At 67.5% G+C, this 14,379-nt stretch carries 12 protein-coding genes; 7 read left to right on the top strand and 5 right to left on the bottom strand.

Annotation, left to right across the window (positions count from 1 at the left end; translation table 11 throughout):
- Window positions 1-69 precede the first annotated feature (69 nt).
- Window positions 70-3,981 (top strand): DNA-directed RNA polymerase subunit beta', encoded by a 3,912-nt coding sequence (locus AB0878_RS02810; protein ID WP_366575815.1) that lies wholly within the window; start codon window positions 70-72, stop codon window positions 3,979-3,981.
- Between the two features lie 163 nt (window positions 3,982-4,144).
- Window positions 4,145-4,783 (top strand): zinc ribbon domain-containing protein, encoded by a 639-nt coding sequence (locus tag AB0878_RS02805; protein WP_366575813.1) that lies wholly within the window; start codon window positions 4,145-4,147, stop codon window positions 4,781-4,783.
- On the opposite strand, the gene AB0878_RS02800 is transcribed toward AB0878_RS02805, so the two are convergent.
- From AB0878_RS02800 to AB0878_RS02780, 5 genes are all read right to left on the bottom strand, one after another.
- The gene (locus tag AB0878_RS02800; RefSeq protein ID WP_366575811.1) at window positions 4,784-6,283 is read right to left on the bottom strand and encodes a hypothetical protein; all 1,500 of its coding nucleotides are present in this window, start codon (window positions 6,281-6,283) and stop codon (window positions 4,784-4,786) included.
- Window positions 6,284-7,441 (bottom strand): hypothetical protein, encoded by a 1,158-nt coding sequence (locus AB0878_RS02795; protein WP_366575809.1) that lies wholly within the window; start codon window positions 7,439-7,441, stop codon window positions 6,284-6,286.
- A gap of 16 nt (window positions 7,442-7,457) precedes the next feature.
- Window positions 7,458-7,781 carry a hypothetical protein gene (locus tag AB0878_RS02790; RefSeq protein WP_366575807.1) on the bottom strand — a complete coding sequence of 108 codons (324 nt, stop codon included), beginning with the start codon at window positions 7,779-7,781 and terminating at the stop codon, window positions 7,458-7,460.
- A complete protein-coding gene (locus AB0878_RS02785) occupies window positions 7,781-8,344 on the bottom strand; it encodes a YbaB/EbfC family nucleoid-associated protein (protein ID WP_366575805.1) in 564 nt (187 codons plus the stop codon). Before AB0878_RS02785 ends, AB0878_RS02790 begins: the two co-directional genes overlap by 1 nt.
- Before the next feature lie 182 nt (window positions 8,345-8,526).
- Window positions 8,527-9,015, bottom strand: coding sequence for a GNAT family N-acetyltransferase (locus tag AB0878_RS02780; protein WP_366575803.1), 489 nt, complete (start codon window positions 9,013-9,015; stop codon window positions 8,527-8,529).
- A gap of 141 nt (window positions 9,016-9,156) precedes the next feature.
- Here AB0878_RS02780 and AB0878_RS02775 point away from each other — a divergent pair, with 141 nt between their 5' ends.
- The 5 genes from AB0878_RS02775 (at window position 9,157) to tuf (ending at window position 14,001) form a co-directional block, all read left to right on the top strand.
- Entirely contained in the window at window positions 9,157-9,315 is a 159-nt protein-coding gene (locus tag AB0878_RS02775) for a hypothetical protein (protein WP_220246074.1), read from the top strand.
- 355 nt (window positions 9,316-9,670) lie between these two features.
- Window positions 9,671-10,045, top strand: coding sequence for a 30S ribosomal protein S12 (gene rpsL, locus AB0878_RS02770; protein ID WP_003102113.1), 375 nt, complete (start codon window positions 9,671-9,673; stop codon window positions 10,043-10,045).
- On the top strand, window positions 10,045-10,515 hold the full coding sequence (gene rpsG, locus AB0878_RS02765; protein WP_007031033.1) for a 30S ribosomal protein S7: 471 nt from the start codon (window positions 10,045-10,047) through the stop codon (window positions 10,513-10,515). Before rpsL ends, rpsG begins: the two co-directional genes overlap by 1 nt.
- A gap of 63 nt (window positions 10,516-10,578) precedes the next feature.
- Window positions 10,579-12,678 (top strand): elongation factor G, encoded by a 2,100-nt coding sequence (fusA, locus tag AB0878_RS02760; RefSeq protein ID WP_366575800.1) that lies wholly within the window; start codon window positions 10,579-10,581, stop codon window positions 12,676-12,678.
- 129 nt (window positions 12,679-12,807) lie between these two features.
- Entirely contained in the window at window positions 12,808-14,001 is a 1,194-nt protein-coding gene (gene tuf, locus AB0878_RS02755; protein WP_360597555.1) for an elongation factor Tu, read from the top strand.
- Window positions 14,002-14,379 lie beyond the last annotated feature (378 nt).

The following is a 14,379-nucleotide window of genomic DNA, read 5'->3' as shown; positions in this document are numbered from 1 at the left end:
GGCCTCCCGCAGGCCCCCGGCTCGCCACCAAGACTCCTCTAGCCGATACAACCCCAAGGGGACTTAGACGTGCTGGACGTCAATTTCTTCGATGAGCTCCGCATTGGTCTCGCCACTGCTGACGACATCCGTCAGTGGTCCTACGGCGAGGTCAAGAAGCCGGAGACCATCAACTACCGGACGCTCAAGCCCGAGAAGGACGGCCTCTTCTGCGAGAAGATCTTCGGCCCGACCCGGGACTGGGAGTGCTACTGCGGCAAGTACAAGCGCGTTCGCTTCAAGGGCATCATCTGTGAGCGCTGCGGCGTCGAGGTGACTCGCGCCAAGGTGCGTCGTGAGCGGATGGGCCACATCGAGCTGGCCGCGCCGGTCACCCACATCTGGTACTTCAAGGGTGTTCCTTCCCGCCTGGGCTACCTGCTGGACCTGGCGCCGAAGGACCTCGAGAAGATCATCTACTTCGCTGCTTACGTCATCACGGGCGTGAACACGGAGCTGCGCCACAACGACCTGCCGACCCTCGAGAACGAGATCGGCGTCGAGCGCAAGAACCTCGAGACCAAGCGTGACGCGGACATCGAGGCTCGCGCGCAGAAGCTGGAAGCCGACCTGGCCGAGCTGGAGGCGGAGGGCGCCAAGTCCGACGTGCGCCGCAAGGTCAAGGAGGGCGGCGAGCGCGAGATGCGTCAGCTGCGCGACCGCGCCGGCCGCGAGCTCGACCGCCTCGAGGAGGTCTGGACGACCTTCACGAAGCTCGACACCCGCCAGCTGATCGCCGACGAGCTGCTCTACCGCGAGCTGGTCGACCGCTACGGCGAGTACTTCACCGGCGGCATGGGCGCGGAGGCCATCCAGAAGCTGGCCACCGAGTTCGACGTCGCCGCGGAGGCCGACAGCCTGCGCGACACCATCCGCAACGGCAAGGGCCAGAAGAAGCTGCGCGCGCTCAAGCGCCTCAAGGTCGTGGCCGCCTTCCAGGCGACCGGCAACGACCCGCGTGGCATGGTGCTCGACGCCGTGCCGGTCATCCCGCCGGACCTGCGCCCGATGGTGCAGCTCGACGGTGGCCGCTTCGCCACGTCGGACCTGAACGACCTGTACCGCCGCGTGATCAACCGTAACAACCGCCTCAAGCGGCTGATCGACCTCGGCGCGCCCGAGATCATCGTCAACAACGAGAAGCGGATGCTGCAGGAGGCCGTCGACGCGCTGTTCGACAACGGCCGCCGCGGTCGTCCCGTCACCGGCCCGGGCAACCGGCCGCTGAAGTCGCTGTCCGACCTGCTCAAGGGCAAGCAGGGCCGGTTCCGCCAGAACCTGCTCGGCAAGCGCGTGGACTACTCGGGCCGTTCGGTCATCATCGTCGGTCCGCAGCTGAAGCTGCACCAGTGCGGTCTGCCGAAGGACATGGCGCTCGAGCTGTTCAAGCCGTTCGTCATGAAGCGGCTGGTCGACCTGAACCACGCTCAGAACATCAAGTCCGCCAAGCGGATGGTGGAGCGTTCGCGCCCGCAGGTGTGGGACGTGCTCGAAGAGGTCATCACCGGCCACCCGGTGATGCTGAACCGCGCGCCGACCCTGCACCGCCTCGGCATCCAGGCCTTCGAGCCGCAGCTGGTGGAAGGCAAGGCCATCCAGCTGCACCCGCTGGTCTGCGAGGCGTTCAACGCGGACTTCGACGGTGACCAGATGGCGGTGCACCTGCCGCTGTCGGCCGAGGCGCAGGCCGAGGCCCGGATCCTGATGCTGTCGGCGAACAACATCCTGTCGCCGGCGTCGGGCCGTCCGCTCGCCATGCCGCGTCTGGACATGGTCACGGGCCTGTTCCACCTGACCCGCCTCAACGAGAAGGCCGAGGGTGCGGGCAACGCCTACTCCTCGCCGGCCGAGGCGATCATGGCGTTCGACCGCAAGGCGCTGAGCCTGCACGCTCCCATCAAGATCCGCGTCACGGACCGCCAGCCGGCCAAGGCCGACGAAGCGCGGCTCGCGGAGAACGGCTGGGAGCCGGGCAAGATGTGGCTGGCCGAGACGACCCTGGGCCGCGTGCTGTTCAACGACCTGCTCCCGGCGGACTACCCGTTCGTGAACGAGCCGATGCCGAAGAAGCGTCAGGCCGCGATCGTGAACGACCTCGCCGAGCGTTACTCGATGACGCAGGTGGCGCAGACGCTGGACAAGCTCAAGGACGCCGGCTTCTACTGGGCGACTCGCTCCGGTGTCACCGTCGCGATCTCGGACGTGCTGACCCCGGTCGGCAAGAAGGCCATTCTCGACGAGTACGAGGGCAAGGCCGACCAGGTCGAGAAGCGGTACCAGCGTGGTCAGCTGTCCCACACCGAGCGCAACAACGAGCTCGTCAAGGTGTGGACGCAGGCCACCGAAGAGGTCCACAAGATCATGGAGACGGCGCTGCCGGACGACAACCCGATCGCCATGATCGTGAAGTCGGGTGCGGCGGGCAACATGACGCAGGTCCGGTCGCTGGCCGGTATGCGTGGCCTGGTGTCGAACCCGAAGGGTGAGTACATCCCGCGTCCGATCAAGGCCAACTTCCGTGAAGGCCTGTCGGTGGCGGAGTACTTCATCGCGACGCACGGTGCCCGGAAGGGTCTGGCGGACACCGCTCTCCGTACCGCCGACTCGGGTTACCTGACCCGTCGTCTGGTGGACGTCTCGCAGGACGTCATCGTCCGCGAGATCGACTGCGGCACCACGCGCGGTATCTCCATGGTCGTCGGCGAGGACGTCGGCGACGGCAAGGTGATCCGCGACCAGCACGTGGAGACCAGCGTGTACGCGCGGAACCTCGCGACGGACGCGGTGGACGCCAAGGGCAACGTCGTGCTCAACGCGGGCGACGACGTGGGCGACCCGGCCATCGAGAAGCTGCTCTCCAGCGGCATCTCGAAGGTCAAGGTCCGCTCGGTCCTGACGTGTGAGTCGGCGGTCGGTGTGTGCGCGACCTGCTACGGCCGCTCGATGGCGACGGGCCAGCTCGTCGACGTCGGCGAGGCCGTCGGCATCGTCGCCGCCCAGTCGATCGGTGAGCCGGGTACGCAGCTGACGATGCGTACGTTCCACCAGGGTGGTGTCGCCGGTGACGACATCACGACCGGTCTGCCCCGTGTCACGGAGCTCTTCGAGGCTCGCGTGCCGAAGGGCAAGGCGCCGATCGCGGACGTCGACGGCCGCGTGCGGATCGAGGAGAGCGAGCGGTTCTGGAAGATCACCCTGATCCCGGACGACGGGTCGGAGGAGATCGTCTTCGACAAGCTGTCCAAGCGGCAGCGGCTCGCCAACACCCCGAACGGCCCGCTGGGCGACGGTGACCACGTCAACGTCGGGCAGCAGCTGCTCGAGGGCACGCCCGACCCGCACGAGGTGCTCCGCGTGATGGGCCCGCGTGAGGCGCAGATGCACCTCACCGACGAGGTCCAGAAGGTGTACCGCGCGCAGGGTGTGTCGATCCACGACAAGCACATCGAGGTCATCGTGCGGCAGATGCTGCGCCGCGTGACGATCATCGACTCCGGTGCCACGGACTTCCTGCCGGGCGAGCTGCCCGAGCGGACGAAGTTCGAGGCGACGAACCGCGCCGCGGTCGCCGAGGGTGGCGAGCCGGCTTCGGGTCGCCCGGTGCTGATGGGCATCACGAAGGCGTCGCTGACCACGGACTCGTGGCTGTCGGCGGCCTCGTTCCAGGAGACCACGCGAGTCCTGACCGACGCGGCCATCAACGGCCGTTCGGACAAGCTCGTGGGCCTCAAGGAGAACGTGATCATCGGTAAGCTGATCCCGGCCGGTACCGGCATCAACAAGTACCGGAACATCCAGGTCCAGCCGACCGAGGAGGCCCGGGTCGCGGCTTACGCGATCCCGTCCTACGACGACGGTTACTACACCCCGGACGTGTTCGGTTCGGGCACCGGTGCCGCTGTTCCGCTGGACGACTACGACTTCGGTCGCGACTTCCGCTGATCGGTTCGTAGCCTGTAGCCGAGAAGGCCCCCGTTCCCGGGTTTCCGGGGCGGGGGCCTTCTTCATGCGGCGGCGTTAGCTGAGATGAATGCGTTCGGTAGTCGCGTTGTTGTCGGCACTTCTACGGTCCCGGCGCCGGGGGAGCGCGCCTACCTTGGCAGCCGTGGCTGACGTCGTGCCGTTCACGGACAACTTCTCGGACATCTCCAACACCCAGGGCTACCAGTTCGAGTTCCGCTGTGAACGCTGCGGAAACGGCTACCGGTCGGCCTTCCAGCGCGACGCGGTCGAGACGGGCCGCGGCGTGCTGCGCGCGGTCGGCTCGTTCTTCGGCGGCAAGCTGCAGGACCTGAGCTACTCGGCCGACCAGTGGCGCTACGACCGCGCCACGAACTCCGCCGCGAAGGACCGCGCGCTCGCGGCCGCGGTGAAGGAGATCTCGCCGAGCTTCCGCCAGTGCCGCGGCTGCAGCGACTGGATGTGCGCGGACCAGTGCTGGAACACCGAGATCGGGCAGTGCCTGCGGTGCTCGCCGAGCGTCGCGGAGGAGATCTCACGCGCCCAGGCTTCCGCGCAGCGCGACCAGATCTGGGACCGCGCCCGCGACCGAGACTGGACCCGCGACCTCGACCTGGACACCCGAGCCCACCTGACCTGCCCCAGCTGCGGCGTCAAAGCCGAGGGCGGCAAGTTCTGCGCCGCCTGCGGCTCGTCCCTGGCCCCCACCGTCCACTGCACCGAGTGCGGCAAGCCCTCCACCGCCGGCGCCGTCTTCTGCGGCGACTGCGGCACCCGCTTGTAGCTAGGCGCTCGTCGTTTCCTGGGCCTTGCGTTGCTTCCTGACGCGCCGGGGCGGCCTGGGCCGGTAAGTGGCCTTCGCGAGCAGCGCGCCCGCGAGAAGCGGCAGGAGAGCGACGAGCAGCACGTAGATCGCCGCGAGGCTGCTCTCCAGGACCGGGTGCCACCAGATCGGGCCGATCTCCACGTCGAGGACCTCGCCCTTGGCGGGCAACGTGTCGATCCATTGGGTCGACACGTCGTGGGTCGTGCCGTCGAGCACGTACCTGCCGCGGACCCAGTCGCTGCTGCCGGTGCAGCCTCCGCGGCCGCGGGAGCAGTCGCCGGCGAAGCCTTCGTGCGCTTCGAGGACGGTCAGCTGGGTCTGGGGCGACACGTTGACCAGCGCGGCCAGGGAGTTCAGGACCGGCAGCAGCCCGAGCAACACCAGGGCCAGCGCGATGACCGTGCGCGTGGTCAGTGACACCGACGTGACCGGCTGCCGGTCCGCCGCCTCGCGGAAGCGGTTGACCGGTGTCCGGAGGAACCCGCCGCGACCGCCGTTCCAGGAGATGTAGCTCGTGTCGGACTCGGCGGCCACCGCGGCGAACGCCTTGTCCCCGCCCCACACCTTCCATACCGGCGCGGACACGACAGCGGCCAGCATGGCGAGCCGGCGCGAGTTGCCGAACATGCGGTCCTCGGTCAGCGCGCCCGATTCGGTGGTCCACATCGCATCGCCGTGGAGGGCGACCGAGCGCACTCGGAACCACAGGTCGTTCATGATGAAGGCGCGCACGTCGTCGGTCAGCACCGCCGCGGCGAACTCGGGGTCCGAGGTGGTCACCGTGAACCGCCGGTCGAACTCGGTGTCGACCTCGTAGGTGTCGAGCGCGAGGTCGGGCTTCAGCCAGCCGGCGTAGTTCCGGGTGATCCGGGCGTCTTCCAGCGGCGTGGGGTACTCCGGCTCGAACGCTCCGGTCCGCGGTGAGATCACCAACGCCGGCACGACCGGGATCCGCAGCTGAACGGAAGAGTTGATCGAGTCGATCTGCTCCGCGACCTTGGCGGTCGCGGCGCCCGGCTCGTTCGGGTGGGGCGGCGCGGTCGAGTACTCGGTACCCAGCACGCGGTGGCCCTGCTGGTCGAACTCGACCGCCGTACGCACGGAACCGGGGTCCGGGTGGTCGAGCGCGACCCCGCGGCCGAGGTGGGGGAGCACGCCGAACGTCTGCTGCCTGGTCGCGCCCGCGATCCGCGCGATCCACGTGCGCTGCCGCCAGCCCCGCCACGCCACCAGCGCGGCGAACGCCACCGGGAACGCGATCCAGATCAGCTGGGGGACGAAGCTGCCGGTGCCCGCGGAAAGCCAGTACAGCGCCGTTGCGGAGAAGGTCACACCGCACAGGGCGTAGCACGCGGTCGCGGCCAAGCCGCTGCGCCCGTCAAGCCGGCCGGCGAGCCACAGCAGTGCGAACCCCAGCACGAAACCGCCGACGACGAACCACGGTTCGAACAGGTCCATCTACTGGTCCATGTCCAGGTTCTCGCGGGTGTCCTCTTCGGAGTGGTAGCCGGCTGCGTCGCTGCCGCCGCGGGACTCCAGGATGTCGCGAGTGTTGTCGATCGCCTTGTTGGCGAAGTCGAAGCCGGCCTTGCCGTTGTAGGCCGAGCCCTTGTCGAGGTCGCCGAGCTTCACGCCGGTCACCCCCTTGAGGGCCTCTTCGCCGCCGGCCTTGACCGACTCCTTGAGGGCCTCGACCGTCGCCGCGCCGCGGGAATTCGTCGCCGAGGCGAGCGCGCCCGTGGCGGCCTTCTCCATGCCCGGCGTCATGCCGCCGGCGCCCGACGGGGAGAGCTTGCTGCCCTGCTTGAGCAGGTTCTCGCTCCACTTCCCGAGGAACGCCATGAACTTCTCGAGCAGCTCGCCGAGCTTGCCCATCTTCGCGGTGATCCGGCTGAAGAACGCGGCGGCCTTGCCGATCGACGCCGTCATCGCGGCGGCGACCGACGAGCCGAAGCTCACGATCGAGGCGGCGAGCGCGGGCAGCCAGATGTAGATCAGCCAGCTGACCAGCTCGCTGATGATCGCCTTCACGACCTCTTCGATCACGGTCATGACCATCGACCACATCTGGAGCGTCTCGGCGATGCCGCCCGCGGTCGACCCGACGCCCCTGATGCCCTCGGAGAACTGGTCCAGAGACTTGCGGGCGGCCTCGCCGCCATCGCCCTGCCAGGTGCGCAGCTCGTCCTTGCCCTTCTGCGCGAAGTCGTCGCCGAGCTTCACAAAGCCTTCGCCGATCTTGCTGAAATTGCCGGCCGCGTCCTTCAGCGAGTCGCCGTCGCCGGTCACGAAGTGCAGCGCGTCCTGCAGCGGCGAAATCAGCTCCAGGAGCATGTTCAGGCCGTTGCTGACCAGCCAGCCGACGGGGTCGAGCGCGAAGCTCGCCACATCCATCGTGGCGTTCGCGACGAACCCTGCGCCGTCCTGGAGCATCTGGCCGGTGGCCGCGGCGAAATCGCCGAAGTCCTCGGCTTCACCGAAGTTCTCGACCCCGTGGTTGACGCCCTCGACGGCCTTTCCGATGAACGGCGTCTTCTCTCCGACGTCCTTGACGGTTTTCCAGGCGCCGTCCTCTTCGGGCTTCAGTTTGACGCCGTCGGCGATGCTGTCGGCCATTTCGGTCTCCCCCTGCTCAGAGCGGTCCGTCGATGTTCGCCTTGAACTTGCCGAAGGTCATGACGGTGTCCTTCTCGTGGCCGTCGTAGATCTCCGCGGCCTGGTTCATCTTCCCGCCCAGCGTGTCGACGCCGGTTTTCATCAGTTCGAGCATCTGCCGCAGGTCGTCGAGCTTGCTCGTGTACGTCTGCTTCACCGCCAGCCCGATCAGGCCCCACGACTTGTCCGTGACGTCGGCCTGGTTGACGAGGTTGCCGAACTTGGTCGTCTCGTCCTTGTAGTGCGGCAGCGTGCTCGACGCGTAGGTCTTCAGGATCTGCGGATCCACATCGTGTGCCATCAGTCCTCCTCGTGGTCCCACAGGCGGCGGACGCCGTCGTCGGCCGGTTTGGCCGGGGGCGGTGGCGGGGGAGCGACCGGGGGCTCGTCGCGGCGCAGGATGTCGCCGTGTTCGAGGTCGTCGTCCGAGAGGCGGCGGGGGGCCGGCTCTGCCTCCGAGGCTTTGGACTTCAGCTCTTCGGCTGTGGTTCCCATCGCTTCGGCCTGGGCCTCGAGGACCTGGTCGGACACGTCGACGCCGAAGGCGGCGCCCACGTGCGCGTCGACGATGCCGGCCTGCTTCAGCGCGGCGTCGGCGACGGCGCGGTGCAGCGTCGACAGGATGGCCGAGGCCAGTTGCTGCGGCTGCTGGCGAAGGGCGTCGGCGGTCAGGCGGATGTCCTTCACCGAGCCGCCGGCGCCCGCGACGACCGTGATGGCGCGGTCGGGCGACATCGCGGTGGCCTCGAGTGCCGTCACCTCGTCCTGCATGTCGCCGACCTTGGCGAAGTTCGCCTCGGCCTGTTTGATCCTGCTCTGGAACTTCTCGAACTCGGCGACGAGACGATCCATCTCAGCCGACACGGCGGCCCCCTCACGTGCACGACGGGTGTGCGGACGTGCGGATTATGCCGCTTCTGTCGCGTTCGCGCTGCGAAGTCGTGAATCTTTTCCCAGAAGAGGCGACGGCGCCGCCGCCGTACACGAACGCTGCTCGAAGTCCTTTGTGGAGCAGGTAAATCCGGTGTGGACAGTGGGAAACCGTTTCACCTGAGCGTTTTCGCGAACCAGTGCTCCGCGTACTTGTCGTCGTTGAACGGCTCGACTTCCGCGTATCCGGTCCGTGCGTACAGGGCCCGGGCCTCGACGAGGTCGTGGCGGGTGTCGAGCCGCAGCGTCTCGGCGCCCAGCGCCCGCGCCGCCTCCTCGGCCGCCGCGACGAGGCGCGCGCCGCCGCCCTGGCCGCGGTGGGCCGGGCGCACGTACACCTTGGTGAGCTCGTTCAGCCCGGGCCGCACCACCCGCGTGCCGGCGCAGCCGGCCACGGTGCCGTCTGGCAGGCGGGCGACGAGGAACGCGCCGGTCGGGGGCGCCAGGTCGTCGCTCGGTGCCTCGGCCAGAGCCTGGTCGACCTCGGCGTCGGTGGCCGGGCGGCCCCAGTAGCGGCTCGCGACGTCGGTGAGGTACTCGCGCAGGATCGCGCGCGCGTCGAGATGGTCGACGGGGATTGGCGTGATGGCCCAGTTCGTCGTCACGAAATCATCGTGACCGGTCCGTCCACTGGTTAACGGCCAAGTCGATCACCTGAGGAAAGCGACGTTCGATCCCCATGTGTCACCCGTTCGTGGAAATGGGTAGCGTGCGAGCCGCAGGGAAACCGACTTGAGGAGTGCGTCATGGACGGCAACGGCACCGCCGACCGGCCTGAAGAGGGGCAGAAGGACACCAAGGGGAGCCACGCCGCGCCTGAGGGGGCCGGCGTCCACCCGCTGATCGACCTGTCGCGCGATCCCCACCCGGGGCGGCCCGACCACGCGAAGCCGGACGAGGAATAGCGGCGACGTCCGTCACGTTCTGAATAACGGGACCTCCGCGTCGCTCTGGCCGCAGAGCCCTCATCTGGGGTTACGATGGGCGGTCACCGTCACTTCGGACCCCCCGCCCGGACCTCCCGTCAGGTGGCCGGGTATCTTTGGAGACCGTGCCCGGCAGGCGTCGGGCCGCTCCGCGTGCCGTACGGCATGAGCGGGGTGCTCGCGCACCCGGTTCACCGGCCTCTCCACGTGGGGTTGCGACGGAAAATCCCTCCGGGAAGTTACCGGTCGAGAGACCGTGACGCGGGCCGACACGCCCGACCGCGGGGGCCGGTGAAGACACGAAGAAGCAAGATCACGACAGGAAGCTGGTCCATTGCCCACGATCCAGCAGCTGGTCCGCAAGGGCCGCCAGGACAAGGCTGCCAAGCAGAAGACCGCGGCCCTCAAGGGGAGCCCGCAGCGTCGTGGCGTGTGCACCCGCGTGTACACCACGACCCCGAAGAAGCCGAACTCGGCGCTGCGCAAGGTTGCGCGTGTGAAGCTGACGAGCGGCATCGAGGTCACGGCGTACATCCCCGGTGAAGGCCACAACCTGCAGGAGCACTCGATGGTGCTCGTGCGCGGCGGCCGGGTGAAGGACCTGCCTGGTGTTCGCTACAAGATCATCCGCGGTTCGCTCGACACCCAGGGTGTGAAGAACCGCAAGCAGGCGCGCAGCCGCTACGGCGCGAAGAAGGAGAAGAGCTAATGCCCCGCAAGGGTCCGGCCCCGAAGCGGCCTCTGATCTCCGACCCGGTCTACGCCTCCCCGCTGGTCACCCAGCTGGTGAACAAGGTGCTGAAGGACGGGAAGCGGTCGCTGGCCGAGCGCATCGTGTACGGCGCGCTGGAAGGCGCTCGCGAGAAGACCGGCACCGACCCGGTCGTCACGCTGAAGCGCGCGCTCGACAACGTGAAGCCCACCATCGAGGTGAAGAGCCGCCGCGTCGGTGGCGCCACCTACCAGGTGCCGATCGAGGTCAAGCCCGGCCGCTCCACCACGCTGGCCCTGCGCTGGCTGGTCTCCTTCTCGCAGGCTCGCCGCGAGAAGACCATGATCGAGCGGCTGCAGAACGAGCTGCTCGACGCGAGCAACGGTCTTGGCGCCAGCGTCAAGCGCCGTGAAGACACGCACAAGATGGCCGAGTCCAACAAGGCCTTCGCGCACTACCGCTGGTGATGACCGCCCGGCTGCCGATCCAAGCCATGCCGGGCCCCACGCTCGAGACAGGGGAACACTCTCGTGGCACGTGAAGTGCTGACCGACCTGAACAAGGTCCGCAACATCGGGATCATGGCGCACATCGACGCCGGTAAGACCACCACCACCGAGCGGATCCTGTTCTACACCGGGATCAACTACAAGATCGGCGAAGTCCACGACGGCGCCGCCACCATGGACTGGATGGAGGAGGAGCAGAAGCGGGGTATCACCATCACCTCGGCTGCCACCACCACGTTCTGGGCCGATCACCAGATCAACATCATCGACACCCCCGGGCACGTCGACTTCACCGTCGAGGTGGAGCGCTCGCTCCGCGTGCTCGACGGCGCCGTGGCCGTCTTCGACGGCAAGGAAGGCGTCGAGCCGCAGTCCGAGCAGGTCTGGCGGCAGGCGGACAAGTACGAAGTCCCGCGCATCTGCTTCGTCAACAAGATGGACAAGCTGGGCGCCGACTTCTACTTCACCGTGCGCACCATCGAGGAGCGCCTCGGTGCCCGGCCGCTGGTCATCCAGCTGCCGATCGGCGCCGAGAACGACTTCGAGGGTGTCATCGACCTCGTCCGCATGAAGGCGCTGACCTGGCGGGGCGAGGTGAGCAAGGGCGAGGACTACGAGATCGAGGACATCCCCGCCGAGCTCGCCGACCGCGCCGCCGAGTACCGCGAGAAGCTGGTCGAGACGGTCGCCGAGGCCGACGACTCCCTGATGGAGAAGTTCCTCGAGGGCGAGGAGCTCACGGAGGCCGAGATCAAGGCCGGCATCCGCAAGCTCACGGTCGCGCGCGAGGCGTACCCGGTGCTCACCGGCTCCGCGTTCAAGAACAAGGGCGTGCAGCCGATGCTGGACGCGGTCATCGACTACCTGCCGTCCCCGCTGGACGTGCCGGCCGTCGAGGGCACGCTGCCCGACGGCGAGACCCCGGTCTTGCGCAAGCCGTCGGTCGACGAGCCGTTCTCCGCGCTCGCGTTCAAGATCGCCGCGCACCCGTTCTTCGGCAAGCTGACCTACATCCGGGTCTACTCGGGCAAGGTCTCCGCGGGCGCCCAGGTCGTCAACGCGACCAAGGAGCGCAAGGAGCGCATCGGCAAGCTCTTCCAGATGCACTCCAACAAGGAGAACCCGGTCGAGGAGGCCCAGGCCGGCCACATCTACGCGGTCATCGGCCTGAAGGACACCACGACCGGTGACACGCTGGCCGACCCGCAGAACCCGGTCGTCCTCGAGTCGATGACCTTCCCGGATCCCGTTATCCGCGTGGCCATCGAGCCGAAGACGAAGGCCGACCAGGAGAAGCTGTCGCTCGCGATCCAGAAGCTGGCCGAGGAGGACCCCACCTTCCAGGTCCAGCTCGACGAGGACACGGGCCAGACGATCATCGCGGGCATGGGCGAGCTGCACCTCGAGGTGCTGGTGAACCGCATGAAGTCCGACTACAAGGTCGAGGCGAACATCGGTAAGCCGCAGGTCGCCTACCGCGAGACGATCAAGAAGACGGTCGACAAGCTCGACTACGTGCACAAGAAGCAGACCGGTGGTTCCGGCCAGTTCGCGAAGGTCATCGTGAAGCTGGAGCCGCTGCAGACGACGGACGGTGCACTCTACGAGTTCGACAACAAGGTCACCGGTGGTCGCGTGCCGCGGGAGTACATCCCGTCGGTCGACGCGGGCGCGCAGGACGCCATGCAGTACGGCGTGCTGGCCGGCTACCCGCTCGTCGGGTTGAAGTTCACCTTGTTGGATGGTGCGTACCACGAGGTCGACTCTTCGGAGATGGCGTTCAAGATCGCCGGTTCCATGGCGATGAAGGAAGCCGCGAAGAAGGCCGGCCCGGTCATCCTCGAGCCGATGATGGCCGTCGAGGTCACGACTCCCGAGGACTACATGGGTGACGTGATCGGTGACCTCAACTCCCGCCGTGGCCAGATCCAGGCCATGGAGGAGCGCGCCGGTACCCGTGTCGTGAAGGCACTGGTGCCGCTGTCGGAGATGTTCGGTTACGTGGGCGACCTGCGGTCTCGCACCCAGGGTCGCGCGAACTACTCCATGGTGTTCGACTCCTACGCCGAGGTTCCCGCGAACGTCGCGAAGGAAATCATCGCGAAGGCGACGGGGGAGTAGTTCCCCCTCGCTCGCGGGCATAAGGAACACTCCTGAACGTCCGCAGCAAAGACGACGAGTAACAATCCCCGGCCGGCAGCCACGTCGGCCGGGGAGCACAAAGCGAAATCAGTCCAGGAGGACATTCCAGTGGCGAAGGCGAAGTTCGAGCGGAGCAAGCCGCACGTCAACATCGGGACCATCGGTCACGTCGACCACGGCAAGACCACGCTGACCGCGGCGATCACCAAGGTTCTGCACGACAAGTACCCGGAGCTCAACGAGTCGCGTGCGTTCGACCAGATCGACAACGCGCCCGAAGAGCGCCAGCGCGGTATCACGATCAACATCTCGCACGTCGAGTACCAGACCGAGAAGCGTCACTACGCGCACGTCGACGCCCCCGGTCACGCGGACTACATCAAGAACATGATCACCGGTGCCGCCCAGATGGACGGTGCGATCCTGGTCGTGGCCGCCACCGACGGCCCGATGCCGCAGACCCGCGAGCACGTGCTGCTCGCCCGCCAGGTCGGCGTGCCCTACATCGTGGTCGCGCTGAACAAGGCCGACATGGTCGACGACGAGGAGATCCTGGAGCTCGTCGAGCTCGAGGTTCGCGAGCTGCTGTCCTCGCAGGAGTTCCCGGGCGACGACGCGCCGGTCGTGCGCGTGTCGGGCCTGAAGGCTCTCGAGGGCGACGCCAAGTGGGCCGAGGCTGTCCTCGAGCTCATGACCGCCGTCGACGACAACGTGCCGGACCCGGTGCGTGAGCTCGACAAGCCGTTCCTCATGCCGATCGAGGACGTCTTCACCATCACCGGCCGCGGCACCGTGGTGACCGGTCGTGTGGAGCGTGGCGTGGTCAACGTCAACGAAGAGGTCGAGATCGTCGGCATCAAGGAGAAGTCGCAGAAGACGACTGTCACCGGTGTCGAGATGTTCCGCAAGCTGCTCGACTCGGGCCAGGCGGGCGACAACGTCGGCCTCCTGCTCCGCGGCATCAAGCGCGAGGACGTCGAGCGCGGCCAGGTCGTCGTGAAGCCGGGTACCACCACCCCGCACACCGACTTCGAGGGCCGGGTCTACATCCTGTCGAAGGACGAGGGTGGCCGTCACACCCCGTTCTTCAACAACTACCGCCCGCAGTTCTACTTCCGTACGACCGACGTGACCGGCGTCGTGACCCTCCCCGAGGGCACCGAGATGGTCATGCCGGGCGACAACACGGACATCTCGGTCCAGCTGATCCAGCCGGTCGCGATGGACGAGAACCTGCGCTTCGCGATTCGCGAGGGCGGCCGCACCGTGGGTGCGGGTCAGGTCACCAAGATCATCAAGTGATTTCGACGCCCTTGGCTGGGGCAATACACCCCCCAGTCAAGGGCGTCAACTCACGTGTGCGACACTATTCAGGTTGCTCGTCCCGGGGCGGCCGAATCCCAGAGTTGTGCGAATGACTCACGGGGTTCCGGCCGCCCCTGTACGAGCGGCCACGGTCCGTCCAGCTCTTCCTTCGGGGTGAGGCTAGCGGGCAAAGGCCAACCAGCCGGCGGTGCTGTTTTGCGGCACCGCGGGCTCGCGGCCTCCTCACGTTGAGGAAGACCAGGCAGGACGATCCCACGGGATCCGTCTGTGCGTCGGGCGCGACACGCCCGACCGCGTGGACCGGGGACAGGGCCGTTGAACTGCTGAAACCGGGGCTGGCGCCCGGGTTGACGA

The sequence above is a fragment of the Amycolatopsis sp. NPDC047767 genome, from assembly GCF_040704195.1.
Classification (GTDB): domain Bacteria; phylum Actinomycetota; class Actinomycetes; order Mycobacteriales; family Pseudonocardiaceae; genus Amycolatopsis.
This window is presented reverse-complemented; position numbering and strand designations above follow the sequence as displayed.

What these genes read in the sequence shown, in the direction of transcription:
- AB0878_RS02775 (WP_220246074.1), top strand. Translation starts at nt 9,157, where the DNA reads ATGGACGGCAACGGCACCGCCGACCGGCCTGAAGAGGGGCAGAAGGAC.
- AB0878_RS02795 (WP_366575809.1), bottom strand. Translation starts at nt 7,441, where the DNA reads ATGGCCGACAGCATCGCCGACGGCGTCAAACTGAAGCCCGAAGAGGAC.
- rpsG (WP_007031033.1), top strand. Translation starts at nt 10,045, where the DNA reads ATGCCCCGCAAGGGTCCGGCCCCGAAGCGGCCTCTGATCTCCGACCCG.
- AB0878_RS02800 (WP_366575811.1), bottom strand. Translation starts at nt 6,283, where the DNA reads ATGGACCTGTTCGAACCGTGGTTCGTCGTCGGCGGTTTCGTGCTGGGG.
- AB0878_RS02790 (WP_366575807.1), bottom strand. Translation starts at nt 7,781, where the DNA reads ATGGCACACGATGTGGATCCGCAGATCCTGAAGACCTACGCGTCGAGC.